15 protein-coding genes and 1 tRNA gene are annotated in these 14,566 nt (G+C 73.7%); 10 read left to right on the top strand and 6 right to left on the bottom strand.

Annotation, left to right across the window (positions count from 1 at the left end):
* Positions 1-69 precede the first annotated feature (69 nt).
* A complete protein-coding gene (locus GA0070560_RS05570; protein WP_245675377.1) occupies positions 70-948 on the top strand; it encodes a hypothetical protein in 879 nt (292 codons plus the stop codon).
* Positions 949-972: 24 nt separating this feature from the next.
* Here GA0070560_RS05570 and rsmI read toward each other — a convergent pair whose 3' ends face one another.
* Positions 973-1,818 carry a 16S rRNA (cytidine(1402)-2'-O)-methyltransferase gene (rsmI, locus tag GA0070560_RS05565; protein WP_425412603.1) on the bottom strand — a complete coding sequence of 282 codons (846 nt, stop codon included), beginning with the start codon at positions 1,816-1,818 and terminating at the stop codon, positions 973-975.
* Positions 1,819-1,910: 92 nt separating this feature from the next.
* Between rsmI and GA0070560_RS05560 the strand changes: the two genes are divergently transcribed.
* From GA0070560_RS05560 to GA0070560_RS05550, 3 genes are all read left to right on the top strand, one after another.
* Positions 1,911-3,584, top strand: coding sequence for a dolichyl-phosphate-mannose--protein mannosyltransferase (locus GA0070560_RS05560; RefSeq protein ID WP_091292176.1), 1,674 nt, complete (start codon positions 1,911-1,913; stop codon positions 3,582-3,584).
* 491 nt (positions 3,585-4,075) lie between these two features.
* Positions 4,076-5,362: a VWA domain-containing protein gene (locus GA0070560_RS05555; protein WP_091292173.1), complete on the top strand. Its 1,287-nt coding sequence runs from the start codon at positions 4,076-4,078 to the stop codon at positions 5,360-5,362.
* A 2-nt stretch (positions 5,363-5,364) separates the two neighbouring features.
* Positions 5,365-6,141: a peptidase gene (locus GA0070560_RS05550; RefSeq protein ID WP_091292170.1), complete on the top strand. Its 777-nt coding sequence runs from the start codon at positions 5,365-5,367 to the stop codon at positions 6,139-6,141.
* A gap of 80 nt (positions 6,142-6,221) precedes the next feature.
* On the opposite strand, the gene GA0070560_RS05545 is transcribed toward GA0070560_RS05550, so the two are convergent.
* Positions 6,222-6,491 carry a hypothetical protein gene (locus GA0070560_RS05545; RefSeq protein WP_091292168.1) on the bottom strand — a complete coding sequence of 90 codons (270 nt, stop codon included), beginning with the start codon at positions 6,489-6,491 and terminating at the stop codon, positions 6,222-6,224.
* A 147-nt stretch (positions 6,492-6,638) separates the two neighbouring features.
* Here GA0070560_RS05545 and GA0070560_RS05540 point away from each other — a divergent pair, with 147 nt between their 5' ends.
* The 6 genes from GA0070560_RS05540 to GA0070560_RS05515 all read left to right on the top strand — a co-directional run bounded on the left by GA0070560_RS05540 (position 6,639) and on the right by GA0070560_RS05515 (position 11,468).
* Positions 6,639-7,751, top strand: coding sequence for a DNA glycosylase AlkZ-like family protein (locus tag GA0070560_RS05540; RefSeq protein WP_091292166.1), 1,113 nt, complete (start codon positions 6,639-6,641; stop codon positions 7,749-7,751).
* Positions 7,744-8,397 carry a 4'-phosphopantetheinyl transferase family protein gene (locus GA0070560_RS05535; protein WP_091292950.1) on the top strand — a complete coding sequence of 218 codons (654 nt, stop codon included), beginning with the start codon at positions 7,744-7,746 and terminating at the stop codon, positions 8,395-8,397. Before GA0070560_RS05540 ends, GA0070560_RS05535 begins: the two co-directional genes overlap by 8 nt.
* A 119-nt stretch (positions 8,398-8,516) precedes the next feature.
* Positions 8,517-9,527 carry a DUF4352 domain-containing protein gene (locus GA0070560_RS05530; RefSeq protein ID WP_091292164.1) on the top strand — a complete coding sequence of 337 codons (1,011 nt, stop codon included), beginning with the start codon at positions 8,517-8,519 and terminating at the stop codon, positions 9,525-9,527.
* Between the two features lie 242 nt (positions 9,528-9,769).
* Entirely contained in the window at positions 9,770-10,381 is a 612-nt protein-coding gene (locus GA0070560_RS05525) for a dihydrofolate reductase family protein (protein WP_091292162.1), read from the top strand.
* Positions 10,382-10,486: 105 nt separating this feature from the next.
* On the top strand, positions 10,487-10,681 hold the full coding sequence (locus tag GA0070560_RS05520; RefSeq protein WP_091292160.1) for a general stress protein CsbD: 195 nt from the start codon (positions 10,487-10,489) through the stop codon (positions 10,679-10,681).
* A 13-nt stretch (positions 10,682-10,694) separates the two neighbouring features.
* Positions 10,695-11,468 (top strand): GNAT family N-acetyltransferase, encoded by a 774-nt coding sequence (locus tag GA0070560_RS05515; RefSeq protein WP_091292158.1) that lies wholly within the window; start codon positions 10,695-10,697, stop codon positions 11,466-11,468.
* 89 nt (positions 11,469-11,557) lie between these two features.
* On the opposite strand, the gene GA0070560_RS05510 is transcribed toward GA0070560_RS05515, so the two are convergent.
* From GA0070560_RS05510 to GA0070560_RS05495, 4 genes are all read right to left on the bottom strand, one after another.
* Entirely contained in the window at positions 11,558-12,394 is an 837-nt protein-coding gene (locus tag GA0070560_RS05510; RefSeq protein WP_425412602.1) for an SDR family oxidoreductase, read from the bottom strand.
* A 198-nt stretch (positions 12,395-12,592) separates the two neighbouring features.
* A tRNA-Ala gene (locus GA0070560_RS05505) sits at positions 12,593-12,666 on the bottom strand.
* A 280-nt stretch (positions 12,667-12,946) separates the two neighbouring features.
* Positions 12,947-13,744 (bottom strand): divisome protein SepX/GlpR, encoded by a 798-nt coding sequence (gene sepX / locus GA0070560_RS05500; RefSeq protein ID WP_170839299.1) that lies wholly within the window; start codon positions 13,742-13,744, stop codon positions 12,947-12,949.
* 176 nt (positions 13,745-13,920) lie between these two features.
* Positions 13,921-14,565, bottom strand: a complete 645-nt coding sequence (locus tag GA0070560_RS05495) for a GNAT family N-acetyltransferase (protein ID WP_091292152.1) — start codon at positions 14,563-14,565, stop codon at positions 13,921-13,923.
* Position 14,566: the final 1 nt, after the last annotated feature.

The raw sequence follows: 14,566 nt of genomic DNA, 5'->3' as shown, positions 1-14,566 counted from the left end.
CACCGTTGGTCCGATTTGTCGCCGACACGCGGCCTGAGCTGCCCGGCCGTCGCGCCCCTGCGGTGTCCAATGAACGCCGTGACGGCGAGACGAGCGGGACACGACGAACCCTCCCCCGGCGCCCGGAGCGGACCGGCGCCCCGGCCCGGGCCGTCGCGCGGCGGCGCGGTCGCGCCCCAACCCCGGGTGGTGCCCGGCCCGGACGACTCGCCCGTCGAGGTCGAGCCGACCACCGGCGCTCCGGTCGACGCCGTGCCGAGCCGGGCCCCGGTCCGCCAGCCGCGCGGCCTGCGCGCCGGGCCCGACCCCGACGCGGGTACGGCGGAGGACGGCGAGCTCTTCTGGCCTCCGATCGAACAGGTGCACTGGGACGGTACGCCGCTACGTGAGGAGCCGAAGCGGGCCGAGCAGACCTCCGCCGCGCCGGCCCGGACCCGCACGTCCCGCGCCGCCCACCCGCCGGACCCGGTGCGGGGCCTGGCGGCGTTGCTGGCGTTGAGCCTCCTCGCCACCTTCTTCGCCTGGGTCAGCGCCGGCCCGTTCTGGCTGGCGGTAGGTCATGCCACCGCCGGGACCGTGGTGATCACGGACTGCGCCGGGAGCGGGTTGACCCAGCGCTGCCGGGGCATCTTCACCGCCGACCAGGGCCGGTTCCTCGCCCACGGCGTCCGGGTGAGCGGGGTGCCGGGCGAGCGCGACACCCCCGGCACGACGTTGCCGGCCCGGATGACCGGGGCGGGCGACGACACCGCGTACGTCGACACCGGGGCGGGCGGGCACCTGCGCTGGCTGCTCGGCCTGCTGGTGGTGGCCGCCTGCGGCGCCGGGATCGCCCGGTGGACCGGCGCCACCCGGCTGACCGACCTCCGGCGCCGCCGCTGGGCCACCGCCGCCGCCTACGCCGGCCCCACCCTGATCACCCTGGGCTTCCTGACCACCACCTGGTAACCCCACCCCCCGGCGGCGTGCGGGTCAGGGCTGGGCGTGGATGACCGTGTAGACGTCGCGGCGGCGCAGGGCGTACTCGGTGGCGACCTCGGTGATGGCGTCGCGGCGGGAACGGCCGGCGGCCTCCCGTTCGGCGACGGCGGCGCGCAGGGTGTCGTCGTCGGGACGTTGCGCCGGGCGCTGCGGCGCGCCGGCCACCACGAGGGTGATCTCGCCGCGCGGCTCGCCCTCGGCGGCCCAGTCGGCCAGCGCGCCGAGGGGCCGGCGGACGACCTCCTCGTACGTCTTGGTGAGTTCCCGGCAGAGCGCGGCCGGGCGGTCCGCGCCGAACGCGGCGGCCAGGTCGGCCAGCGCGCCGGCGATCCGGTGCGGGGCCTCGAAGAAGACCAGGGTCCGCTCCTCGGCGGCGAGGGCCCGCAACCGGGACCGGCGCGCGCCGGGCGTGCGGGGCAGGAACCCCTCGAAGCAGAACCGGTCACAGGGCAGGCCGGACAGGGCCAGCGCGGTGGTGACCGCGCTCGGGCCGGGCGCCGCGGTGACCGGCACGCCGGCGTCCAGGGCGCCCCGGACCAGGCGGTACCCGGGGTCGGAGACGCTGGGCATGCCGCCATCGGTGACCAGGGCGACCGTGTACCCGGCGGTCAGCACCTCGACCAGTTCGGGGGTACGCCGTTCCTCGTTGCCCTCGAAGTAGGAGACGATCCGACCGGGGATGCTGACGTCGAGGTCCCGGGCCAGCCGGGTGAGCCGGCGGGTGTCCTCGGCGGCGACCACGTCGGCGGTGGCGAGCACCTCGCGGAACCGGGCCGAGGCGTCGGCCGGGTTGCCCAGCGGCGCGCCGAGCAGGACCAGACGCCCGAGCTCGGACATTTCACCCACGAGTAGCGCTCCTTCATCGACGAACGTGCCAGTATCGGGGACGGTGGGCGCCACCGGGCACCTTCAGAGCCTACGATCGCCGGGTGACGAGTGCGTCGACAGCACAGAGCGCGAACGAAGCCGGTTCCGAGCAGGGGACTCCCCCCACCGGCGGCGATGGCGGCATCCCGGCCGTCGTACGCCGCCGGCTCGCCACCGTCGAGGCCCGGCTGGACGTGAACTCGTGGCTGGCCACCGCGGCCGTGGTGGTCATCGCGGCGGTCCTGCGCCTGCTCGACCTCAGCCGCCCGGCGGGCAAGATCTTCGACGAGATCTACTACGCCCGCGACGGCTACGGGCTGATCGACAAGGGCGTCGAGTGGAACTACAAGGACAACGGCCCGTCGTACGTGGTGCACCCGCCGCTGGGCAAGTGGCTGATCGGGCTCGGCGAGTGGGCCTTCGGCTACGCCGACGCCGAGCACAACATCACGGTGCCGGGCCACCTGATGACCACCGCCCCGGAGTTCGGCTGGCGGATCTCGGCGGCGGTTGCCGGCATCCTGTCGGTGCTGATGCTGACCAGGATCGCACGCCGGATGTTCCGCTCCACCACACTCGGCTGCGCGGCCGGCCTGCTGCTGGCCCTGGACGGCTTCCACCTGGTGCTCTCCCGCACCGCACTGCTCGACATCTTCCTGCTGCTGTTCGTGCTGGCCGCCTTCGGCGCCCTGGTGCTGGACCGGGACTCCCGGCGGCGACGCTGGGCCCGGGCGCTGGAGGGCGGGCTGGACCCGACCGCCGTCGGGCCGGCGGGGCGTCCGGCCGGCGGCTGGCGCACCTGGCCCTGGTGGCGGCTCGCCGCCGGGGTGCTGCTCGGCTGCGCCGTCGCGGTGAAGTGGAGCGCCCTGTACTTCGTGCCGGCGTTCGGCCTGCTGGCGCTCCTGTGGGAGGTCGGCGTCCGCCGCTCCGCCGGGGTACGCCGCCCGTGGCGGGACGCGCTGCTGGACGAGCTGCCCTGGCTGGTGCTGGCCGGTGTGATCATGGTGGTGACGTACGTGGCCACCTGGTCGGGCTGGCTGCTCGGCGACGACGGCTACTACCGGCTGGCCGAGCGGTACCCGAACACGCCCGGCCTGAGCGACACCCCGGTCATCGGGGCGCTGAACAACCTGTTCCAGTACCACAAGGCGGCGTTCGACTTCCACACCGGCCTGGAGACCCCGCACAAGTACCAGTCGTGGCCCTGGCAGTGGCTGCTGCTCGGTCGGCCGGTGGCGTTCTACTGGTCGAACTCGGGCGGGTGCGGGGCGGCGAGCTGCGCCTCGGAGATCCTGCTGCTCGGCACGCCACTGCTCTGGTGGTCGTTCCTGCCCGCGCTGGCGGCGCTGGTCTGGCTGGGCATCGCCCGGCGGGACTGGCGGGCCGGGGCGATCCTGCTGAGCCTCGCCGCCGGTCTGCTGCCCTGGTTCTGGTTCGCCCTCGACGGCCGGACGATGTTCTCCTTCTACGCCGCCCCGGCGCTGCCGTTCCTGGTGCTGGCGGTGGTCTACGTGCTGGGCGCGATCGCCACGCCGAGCACCCCGGAGGGCACGGCGGAGGCGCCCGCCGATCCCGGGCGCAGCGCCGACCGGCGGCTGGTGGGCGGCGTCATCGTCGGTGCGTACGTGCTGCTGGTGGCGCTCTGCTTCGCGTACTTCCACCCGATCTTCGTGGGCAACTCGCTGCCGTACGAGGACTGGTCGGGCCGGATGTGGCTGGACGGCCGCTGGATCTGATCCCGCCGGGCGTCCGAGGGACGTCGCCTGACGCCATCCACCGTCGCGCCCGGTTTCGGGCATCTTCCGGGACCGGGCGCGATCGCGTGCGTCGGCTGATCGACCGGCGGCGGGCATCGCCAGGGCCGGGCCGGGGCTCCTGCCGGGCCGGTCGGCGGTTTCAGGACCGGGTCGGGGCAGAAATAGAGCGCGCCCCGATCGCCTGCCACGGGGGAAGCGGGCGATTGGGGCGCGCAACACAGAGCTTAACCACGGTTGGGCACCGGCACAACGGGTCGACTTCAGTCAGATTTCTGACGGATGCATGGTCAAGCAAAGGTTTACATCCGGCATTTAACTGACGGTTATCGGACATCCACGTTCCGCCCGGCGGGTCGGTGTGGTCCGCGCCATTTCGCTCCCGTTGGGGCGGAAGGCCGGACACCGGCCCCCGCACCCACCCGGGGTCACCCGAATGATCATCCGATGTGGACGGCACTACACTCCGCCCGGTGATCAACAAGAGACGATCGACGGCCGTCCTGATCGGGCTGCTGGCGGCGACCGCGCTGACCGGTCCGGCGCCGGCCCTGGCCGACGAGGAGGAGACACCAGTCGAACCGCCGAAGGTCGAGCTGGTGCTCGACGTCAGCGGCTCGATGCGGGCCCGGGACATCGACGGGCGCAGCCGGATCGCCGTCGCCCAGCAGGCGTTCAACGAGGTGGTCGACGCGCTGCCCGAGGAGACCCAGCTCGGCATCCGGGTGCTCGGCGCGACCTACCGGGGCAAGGACAAGAAACAGGGCTGCCTGGACACCCAGCAGATCGTCCCGGTCGGGGCGGTGGACCGGACCCAGGCCAAAGCCGCCGTGGCCACGCTGCGGCCGACCGGCTTCACCCCGGTCGGTCTGGCCCTGCGGGAGGCCGCCCGCGACCTCGGCACCGGCGCCACCGCCCGGCGGATCGTGCTGATCACCGACGGCGAGGACACCTGCGCCCCACCCGACCCGTGCGAGGTGGCCCGGGAGCTGGCCGCCCAGGGCACGAAGCTGGTGGTGGACACCCTCGGCCTGGCCCCCGACGAGAAGGTCCGCAGGCAGCTGCTCTGCATCGCCGGGGCAACCGGCGGCACGTACACCGCGGCGCAGAGCGCCGAGGAGCTCACCGGCCGGATCAAGCAGCTCGTCGACCGGGCCCGGGACACCCACACCGCCGCGCCCACCGTGGTCGGCGGCTCGGCGGAGTGCGCGAACGCGCCGCTGCTCGGACCCGGCGTCTACAGCGACCGGGAGGCGGTCTCCGAGCACCGCTGGTACCGGGTACCGGTACGCCCCGGGCAGGAGCTGCGCGCCTCGGTCAGCGTGGCGCTGGACCGCCCGTTGAACCCCGATCACGGCGTGCTGCTGCGCGCCACCGCCACCGACGGCCGGGAACTGGTCCGCGGGGTGGACGCCGGCAGCGGCCGTACCGACGTGGTCTCCGCCGGCCTGCGCTGGTCGGCCACCGAGGACCCGGCCGACGGCGCGAGCCCGACGCCGGAGGCGACGGCCGCCGTCCCGGCCACCACGGTCTGCCTGGTGGTGAGCAACTCGTTCGCGCTCCGCCCGGGTACGCAGACCACGCCGGGCATGCCGGTCGAGCTGATGATCGACGTGGTCGCCTCCTCGCCCGCGCCGGCCGCGCCCGACCTCGGTCGGGGCTGGGTGCTGCTGGTGCTGCTGACCCTGGCCGGCCTGCTCACCGGCCTGGTCGCCGGCCTGCTCACCCGCTGGTGGGTGGCCACCTGGAGGGAGAACTGAGCATGCGTACCGCGATGATCCGCACCGGCGCGGCGCTGGCCGCCGCCGGACTGGCCCTGCTGGCCGCACCCGCGCCGGCCGGGGCCGCGCCCACCCCCTCACCCGGCGCCACCCCGGTCACCCGGGCCGGGACGTCCTTCCTGACCGCCACCGGCGTGGCCGCCGGCCAGCCGGTCCGGGTGGACGCCTCCATCGGCGACCATCTCTACTGGTCGTTCCCCGCCTCGGCCGGGGAACGGCACGAGATCACCGCGACGGTGTCGTTCCCGAAGTCCCGCACCGGCGCCTCCACCTGGACCGTGGAGGTCTTCGACGGGCTGCGGCGGCGACAGTCCTGCACCGCCGGGGCGCAGACCCCGACCGTCGACGCCACCGCCGGCAGCGTGGCGCTGGGCTGCACGCTGCGCCAGGTGCGGTCCTGGGCGGAGCCCTGGTCGGCCGATCCACTGCCCGGCACCTACTACGTCCGGCTGTCGGTGCCCCGGCTGGCGGAGGCCGACCTCGGGCTGCCGGTCGACGTGGACCTGCTGGTCGGTGCCGACGACGCGGGCTCCCGGGACGACGGGGACCTGAAGGCGCCACTGGTGCCGAACACGAAGGCCGGCACGGTGCTGAACGCCGAACCGACGGCGGCTCCGGCCGAGGAGGAGACGACCGGGTTCGCCGGTTGGCTGCCCGACCTGGGTTCGCGCTGGATATGGAGCACGGTGGGCGGCGTCCTCGCCGCCGTGGCCGGCGTGGTCGGCTTCGCCCTCACCCGCCGCCCCCGCCGCCCCTGAGCACCGCCGTGGTGGCCGCGCCCGTCCCGGCGGCGCGGCCACCTGGTGAGGCCGGTCGGATGCGACAGTGGCCGACAGGGTCAGGACGTGACCGGTCCCCGGGGCAACCAGCCGATGAACCGCTCCCGCAGCGGGCGCACCGGAGCCGCGGCGAGGTCGGCGGTCGCCGCGGCCAGGCACGATCCCAGGTAGACGCTGAGCGACGCGCGGTCCACCCGGTACTCCGAGAGCAGCAGGTCCCGCTTGGTCGCACAGGGCCACTCGTCGCCGCACGTCCCGCAGGTCCACGCGGGGGTGACCGGGACGTGCTCGCCGGGCGGAGACCCCGATGCAGCCGTGGGACCGGCCATCTGTCACTTCCTCTCAGCTACGTCGACGTCGGCGTGCCGCCGGCCACCATCCGCCGGCACGGAGAGAGACCGGCCGACTCCGCCGTGTCGCCCCAACAGCGCTCCGGAACCCTCCGGCGTTACACGGTTGCGGTACGTTGACCATCCATGGCCGTCATGAACCTTTCCGTCGAGCGGGTGCTGGCCTGGCGGGCCCACCGTCAGCTGCTGCACCGGCCGGTGGGCAACGACGCGGTCGCCGTGGTCGGCCGGCTGGCCGGCGTGCAGGCACAGGTGGCCTCCGCCGCCGAGCAGGCCGTCGCCGCGCGGCAGCCGAACCCCCGTCCGGGTACGACAGCCGCCGCACTCGCCACCGGCACGCTGGTGAAGACCTGGGCGATGCGCGGCACCCTGCACCTGCTGCCCACTGCCGAGGCGTCGGCCTGCCTGGCGTTGCTGGCCGCCGGCCGGTTCTGGGAGAAGGGCTCCTGGCAGCGCAGCTTCGTCACGGTCGGGCAGCTCGACGCGATCGCCGAGGCGACCCGGGCCGCCCTGGACGGGCGGGTGCTCAGCCGGGAGGCGCTCACCGCCGAGATCGTCGAACGCACCGGTGACGGCTCGCTCGGCGCGCACCTCGGCTCCGGCTGGGGCGCGGTGCTCAAGCCGCTGGCCTGGCAGGGGCTGCTGGTGCACGGGCCGGCCGACGGCAACCAGGTCACCTTCACCCGTCCCGACACGTACCTGCCGGGCTGGTCGGCGCTGCCCGAGCCGGAGGTGGCCGCCGCGCGGGTGGTGCCGGCGTACCTCGGGGCGTACGGGCCGGCGGACCCGGAGACCTTCGACCAGTGGCTCAGCCGGGGCGGTTCGAAGCGGCCGATGCTGCGCGGCTGGTTCCGGGCGCTGGTCGAGACGGGTGAGCTGGTCCCGGTGACGGTCGAAGGGCGACCCGGGTACGCCCGGGCGGGCGACGTCGAGGAGATCGTCGCCGCCGAACCCACCGACGACGTACGCCTGCTGCCCGCCTTCGACCAGTGGGTGCTCGGCCCGGGTACCAGGGACACCACGGTGGTGCCGGCGACACGCCGGGCGGACGTGAGCCGGGCGGCCGGCTGGATCGCCCCGGTGGTGGTGCACCGGGGCCGGGTGGTCGGCACCTGGCAGGCCCGCGACGGCGAGCCCGAGGTGACCCTCTGGCCCGAGTCGCCACCGGTGCCGGCGGACCGGCTCGACGAGGAGCGCTCGCGACTGCGGTCGTACCTGAAAGGGGTGGGTGATGCGTGACCTGCTGCCACCGGCCGTGTCGGTCGTGGTGGCCGGGCCGGCGGACTGGGTGGGCGAACTGCTCCCCGCCGAGCGGTCCGGCCTGGGCGAACGCGCGGTGGAGAGCCGGCGGCGGGACTTCACCGCCGGACGGGTCTGCGCCCGGCGGGCGATGACCGGCCTGGGGCTGCCGCCGGTGCCGGTGCCCGCGGCGGCCGACCGCTCCCCGGTCTGGCCGGCGGGCGTGGTCGGCACCATCACCCACACCCGGGGCTACTGCGCCGCGGCGGTCGCCCGGACCGACGACGTGCGCTCCGTCGGCATGGACGCCGAACGGCAGCGGGAGCTCAACGCGGGGGTACGCCGGCTGATCTGCCGCCCCGAGGAGGAGGAACGGTGCGCCCGGCTGCCCACCGGCATCGCCTGGCCGGTGGTGCTGTTCAGCGCCAAGGAGACCGTCTACAAGGTCTGGCATCCGGTCGTCGGGTCCTGGTTGGACTTCCAGGACGCCACCGTCGAACTGGACCCGGAGGCGGGGACGTTCACCGCGCGGATCGACCCGGTGCGGGTGGCGGCGGCGACGGTGGTCGATCCGCCCACGGTGGTCCACGGCCGCTTCGCGGTCGAGGAGGACCTGGTCCGCACGGCCGCCGTGCTGCTGCACTGACCGTTCGGCCCCTGCCCGGCGAACCGAACGGCGGGCCGGACCCGAGACAAATCCGGGTTGACCGTACCGACTAGCGTCGAGGAGTTTCAGCAGACTGACCCGAAGCGCCGAGGAGTACGGTGAGCCAGCCCCAGCCCCCCTACGGGCCGCAGGACCCCAACCAGCCGCCCGTGGACCCGTTCCCCACGGCGCCCGTGCCGCAGTACCCCGCCGACCCGACCGCCCCGCTGCCACCGGTCTCCGGCCCGCCGCAGAACCCGTACGCGCCGGTCGACCCGACCACCCCGCAGCCGCCGGTCTCCGGCTCGCCGTACGCCCCGCCGCCGGTCTCCGGCTCGCCCTACGCCCAGCCACCCGTGTCGGGCTCGCCGTACCCGGCCTACGACCCGAACGCGTCGATGCCGCCGGTGTCCGGCGCACCGTACCCGCCGGTCTCCGGGGGCGGCTACCCGCCGGTGTCCGGTCCCGGCTACCCGCCTGCACCGAGCCAGCCGCTCGGGCCGCCGGTGAAGTCCGGCTCGAAGAAGAAGACCTGGGTCATCATCGGCATCGTGGTGGCGGTGCTGCTCCTGCTCTGCTGCGGTGGCGGCATCGCGGCGCTGGCCGTCGGGGGCAAGAAGGCCGCCGACAAGGCAGAGGAGATCGAGCGCTCGCTGCCGACGCCGGGCACGACCGCGCTGCCGGAGTTCCCCGGCACCAAGCCCTCGGCGTCCACCCCGGACGACGGCGAGACCTTCAACATGAAGGCTGGCGACACCCTGGTCATCGAGGACGACGAGGGCACCCTGGAGATCACCGTTCGCAAGTTCTCCACCTCCACCAAGGGCTGCCGTTCGTTCGCCCCGGCGCCGTCCAAGGGCCTTTACCTGATCGCCGACGTGACCGCGACGGTGACCAAGGGCAAGGCGTCGATCAACCCGTTCTACTTCCAGTGGGTGGCCGAGGACGGCACCACCAGCAACGGGCTGGCCGCCGCCCTCTCCGGCTGCGGCGGCGACATGCTGGACTCGGGCAGCGGGATCCGGGCCGGCAGCAAGCGTTCCGGCGCGGTGGTCTTCGACGTCAAGGACAAGAACGGGGTCGTCGAGTACGAGCACCGGTTCGAGGCCGCCGGCTCCTGGAAGCCGTGACCTCCGCGCTCGTGTGACGGGCCGGTCCCCTGTCCGGGGGCCGGCCCGTGCCGGTTGTTCCCCGCCGGCCCGACCGGCGCGGGGGCGAAAAGGGTCCGGGTGAACCGTGTCCCACACCGCAGGTGGTCTTTGTCCTGGGTGAGGGGCCGGACGACGCGGGCCGGGCCGTCACGGCGCCGATCGGAGGTCCACTGTCGTAGGACGGGCCTAGCATGCGCCACACGAGCGAGAGGAGACCAGAGATGAGAAGGCTCATCGTGCAGAGCTTCCTGACCCTCGACGGGGTCATGCAGGCCCCGGGCGGCCCGGGCGAGGACGACGACGGCGGCTTCGCGTACGGCGGCTGGTCGGTGAACTACTGGGACGAGCGGATGGGCGAGGTCATGGACCGGTCCATGGGCAGGCCCTTCGACCTCGTCCTCGGCCGCCGGACGTACGACATCTTCGCCGCCCACTGGCCCCGGGCCACCGAGGAGATGGGTGCCAAGCCGCTCAACGACGCCACCAAGTACGTCGCCTCGCGCAGCCGCCCCGACCTGGCGTGGCGCAACTCCGTCCTGATCGAGGGCGACGTCGCCGAGGGTGTCGCGGCGCTCAAGCAGGGCGACGGCCCGGAGTTGCAGGTGCACGGCAGCGGCAACCTGATCCAGACGCTGATGCGGGCCGGTCTCGTCGACGAGTACCGGCTGTGGATCTTCCCGGTCGTGGTGGGGTCGGGCAAGCGGCTGTTCGCCGAGGGCACGGTCGCCTCCGGGCTGACGCAGGTCGACAGCCAGGTCTCCACCACCGGCGTCGTGATGGGCACGTACCTGCCCGCTGGCGAGATCCCTCTCGGGTCGTTCGCGCTTGAATGACCGGTCGACGCCCGTGACCAGGGCAGGTTTCCTCCGCGTGGTGCCGGGGACCCGGCGGGAGAGGTGGGCCGCTGCGCTGCCCGCCCGAACCGGCAGGGAGGCGACATGAGCTCCATCGAGCGGCCGAATGAACAGGTCGAACAGGTGGCCGGGCCCGCCCGTGCCCGGATGGGCGACTTGACCCGGGACGAGCGGGCGGAGGCGGACCAGGTGATGCGGCGGGACGAGATCCGGGGTAGACAGCCCGGGGAGCACGTCCAGGAGGACGCGCGGGACGCGAGGGACGACTTCACGAGCTGACCCGGGTGACGGCATGCGATTCCTGCACAGGACCATGAGCGGACCCGACAACGGTGTCTCCGCATCGACGCCGACCACGGATCCTGACGGGCTCGTCCTGCGGGCGGCGGCGCACGCGGACCTGCCCGTCATGTCCCGGGCCCACGTCCAACTCCTGCCGGTGGGGCTGTTCCCGTCGCTCGGCACACGGTTCGTCCGCCGCTGGCACCGCACGTACCTCGACTCGCCGCACGGTTTCGGCTACGTCGTCGTCGACCCGGCCGCACCGGAGGAGATCGTCGGATTCCTGGTGGGCACCACCGACCATGCCGCCCACACCGCTGCGCTGGTGGCGGACCGGCGCATGCTGGCGTCCCTCGCGATCACCGGGTTCTCCGCGCTGTGCGTCCGGCCCCGGGTCGCCGCCCGCCTGCTGCGCTCGCGGCTGCGCCCGTGGGCCCGCCGACTGGCCTCGCAGCGGCAGCGAGCGACCTCCCGCCGCCCGGCAGCGCCGACCCGGACCGGATCCGTCCCCTCCCCGCAGGTAGCCGTCATGAGCGCGCTGGCCGTGCATCCGGACTGGCGTGGGAGCGGGATCGGGGTACGGCTGGCCATGCGCTTCGTCGAGCATGTCCGGGACGCCGGCGCGACGCGGGCCGAGTTGCAGACCTCGACCGGACCGTTGGGGGCGGCCGGATTCTACGAGCGGTTGGGCTGGGAGGCCGGACCTCAGCAGAGCTCGCCGGACGGGGACGACGCGCTGCGGACGTACCATCTGGCCCTGCGCGCCGTTTCGGGCGGGACGTGATCCACCAGCCACGGACGGATGCCCCTCCATCCCGGAGGGAAGGCATCTCCGTCATCGTCATCCTCCGTGCTGCACGATCAGCCGCCCACTCAGCGGAAGTCGGCGGCGTGGTCCTCCGCCCACTCCCGGAAGGTGCGAGCGGGGCGTCCGGTCACCTGCGCGACGGTCGTCGTCACCGGCTCGGGCTCCGTGACGAGGCTGCCCCAGTACGCGAGCGCGGCGTCGACCAGCGCCGCATCACCGAAGATCGGGAGCATCTCCGCCCGCGCCTCCGGGAGCGGCTGCTCCTCGAAGCGGACCGGGCGCCCGATCACCTCGCCGATCAGGCGCGCCTGATCGGCCTGGGTGACGACCTCCGGGCCGGTGAGGGAGTACGTCTCACCGGCGTGCCCGTCGCCGGTCAACGCTCGGACAGCCACCTCCGCGATGTCCTTCTCGTGAATGAGCGACCGCGCGGCGTTGGCGAACGGTGCCCGTACGACACCTTCTTCGCGGATCCGCTCCGCCCACCCGAGGGTGTTGGCGGCGAATCCACCGCACCGCAGGAACGTCCAGGCCACTCCGGATTCCTCGATCAGCCGCTCCACCGCGCCCCAGCCGGTCTCCGGCCCGTCCGCCGCCTGCAACGCGGAGAGGTAGACGATCCGGCAAGCATGCGCGGCGATCTGTTCCACCAGCGGCACGGCCCCCTCCGGCGAGAACGACGGCCAGAGCAGGAACACGGCCGTCACATCGGTCAAGGCGGCGCTCACGGACTGCGGATCGTCAAGATCGCCCCGGACCACCGTCACGTCGTCGGGCAGGCCGGCCATGTCCGGGTTGCGGGTGAGAGCGCGAACTGGCACGCCCATCTCCCGCAATCCTGACACGACCTGTCGCCCGACGTTTCCCGTCGCACCGGTGACCAGGACAGCGTCTCGTCGCATCATGTGACCGATACTCGTATCTCAAGCTTGGTTGAGGTCAACTCGTGCGCGTCGAATCGCAGCGGGACGAGCGTCACGATCAGCCCACCGGTGGGAACATCACCGCCAGCAAAGCGTCGTGAGCCTGATCAGGCTCCACTGCTGTACGAAATCAACAAAGGCCGTCTCCGACCAGCGGAAACGGCCTTTGCCCTTGGGTGGAGTTGAGGGGATTCGAACCCCTGACCCCCTCGATGCGAACGAGGTGCGCTACCGGACTGCGCCACAACCCCTCCACCGGCGAACCGGCTTCGGTCCCACCTGGCTTGCACCAGGCGGGCCGGCGACAAGGCTAACAGGTCGACCGCCCCGGGGGCGAATCGCCCCCCGGGTGGCGCGACCCTGGGTCAGCGACCCGGATCGGCCCGCCATGTCGGGGATGTGGCGGCGTCCGGGCAGCGTGGATACCGCCATATCGCCGACACGGAGTCGATCAACGCGGAGTGGCGGTCGGACGGAGTCGATCAACGCGCGGATGGCGGTCGGACGGGATCGATCAACGCCGGGTGGCGGTCAGGCGGAGTGTGAGCCTCGACCGGAGGAGTAGGGACGACCGCGCAGGCCGCCGGAGCGCCGGTACATCACCGAGCCGCCGCCGCTGGCCGCCGCCGGCAGGTCGCCGGACCGGTCCAGGCCCATGGCGGCACGCCGTACCGCTTCGCGCTGGGCCGCCAGGCGGCGCTGCGCCTCCCGGCGGGCTGCCGCCCGGCGGGCCTGCTCCCGCCGCACCTCGGCCTGCCGGGCAGCCAGCCAGGCCGCCTCCCGGGCACGGAGTCGCCGGCGGCGGCGCTCCGCCACCGCCCGTGCCCGCAGGTGCACGACGTACGCCACGAGCAGCATGCCGGCGACCGCGAAGCTGATCCAGAAGCCGGGGCTGACCACGATCACGCCGACCAGTTCGACGACGTTGAGCAGCACCAGCGCGGCGAGCACCCGGCGGCGCCGGTAGACGGCGGGGGTGTGGTGCCGGCGGGGCGGCGGCCGGCGGCGGGCCCGCTTCGGCGGGGGCGGCACGGCGCGCAGCCGGCCCCTGCGGCGGGCCGGGGCGGGTGGCGCGGAGACCGGCGTGGTCAGACCGCCCGTGTTCGCATCCTGACTGAGCGTGACAATCAGGGTGCGGGACGGGTTGACCGGCCGCCGTCCGGGGACAGTACGACGCCGCCGGCGGCGCTGGAGCACCCGCGCCGTCGACTGCGCCCGCTCCGCCACCAGCCGCTCGGTGGCGTCGTACCGGCGAACCAGCGCCGGCGCGAGGGCGAGCAGGCCGGCGGCGGCGAGGACGGCGAGGAGCACCGAGGTCGGCACCCTCACCCCTCCCGTCACCGAATTCGGGGCAACCACCGGGCCACCGCAGGATCTTCCCCGGATGGTCGTCCACGGCGCAGATCGTACGGGCGGCAGTGCTTGCCACAGCTTGCAGTTACTTGAGGTTACGGGCTGTCAACGGTCCTGCCGGCACGCCGCGCCGATCCCGGCCGTGGGACGGCTCACCCCGCGGTGGCGCGGATCCGTTGCCACCGCGCCAGCAGTCCACCTTCGGCGGCCACTTCCTCACTGGTCATCGCGTATCCGATGTGGTCGCGCCACGCACCGTCGATGTGCATGTAGCGGACGTGGTACGCCTCCTCGCGGAAGCCGAGCTTCTCCACCACCCGCCGGGAGGGCCTGTTCTCCGGCCGGATGTTCACCTCGACCCGGTGCAGCCCGCCGGGGCCGAAGGCGTGATCCACCGCGAGCGCCATCGCGGTGGGGATGATCCCGCGACCGGCCACCCGGGCGTCCACCCAGTATCCGACGTACCCGGAGCAGAACGCGCGCCGCACGATGCTGCCCACGTTGAGGTGCCCGACCAGGCGTTCCCGGCCGTCCTCGCGCAGGCAGACCGCGAAGGGCATCCCCTCACCGGTACGGGCCGACCGCCGCTGGTCGGCGTGGACGTAGCGGAACGCGGCCGGCGAGTTGGTCTCGTCCCAGCCACCGGGCAGGTGCGACTCCCAGGGCGCCAGCCAGGCCCGGTTGGCGCGGCGCACCTCGGACCAGGCCGCCGCGTCCGAGCGTCGGTACGGCCGCAGCACCACCGGCCCGTCGACCAGTACGGCGGGCCAGCCGGGCGCCCGGGCGAACCAGCTCACC

Source organism: Micromonospora halophytica (assembly GCF_900090245.1).
GTDB classification, from domain to species: Bacteria; Actinomycetota; Actinomycetes; order Mycobacteriales; family Micromonosporaceae; genus Micromonospora; species Micromonospora halophytica.
Note: the sequence above shows the minus strand (reverse complement) of the source record. Positions and strands in the feature narration are given on the sequence as shown.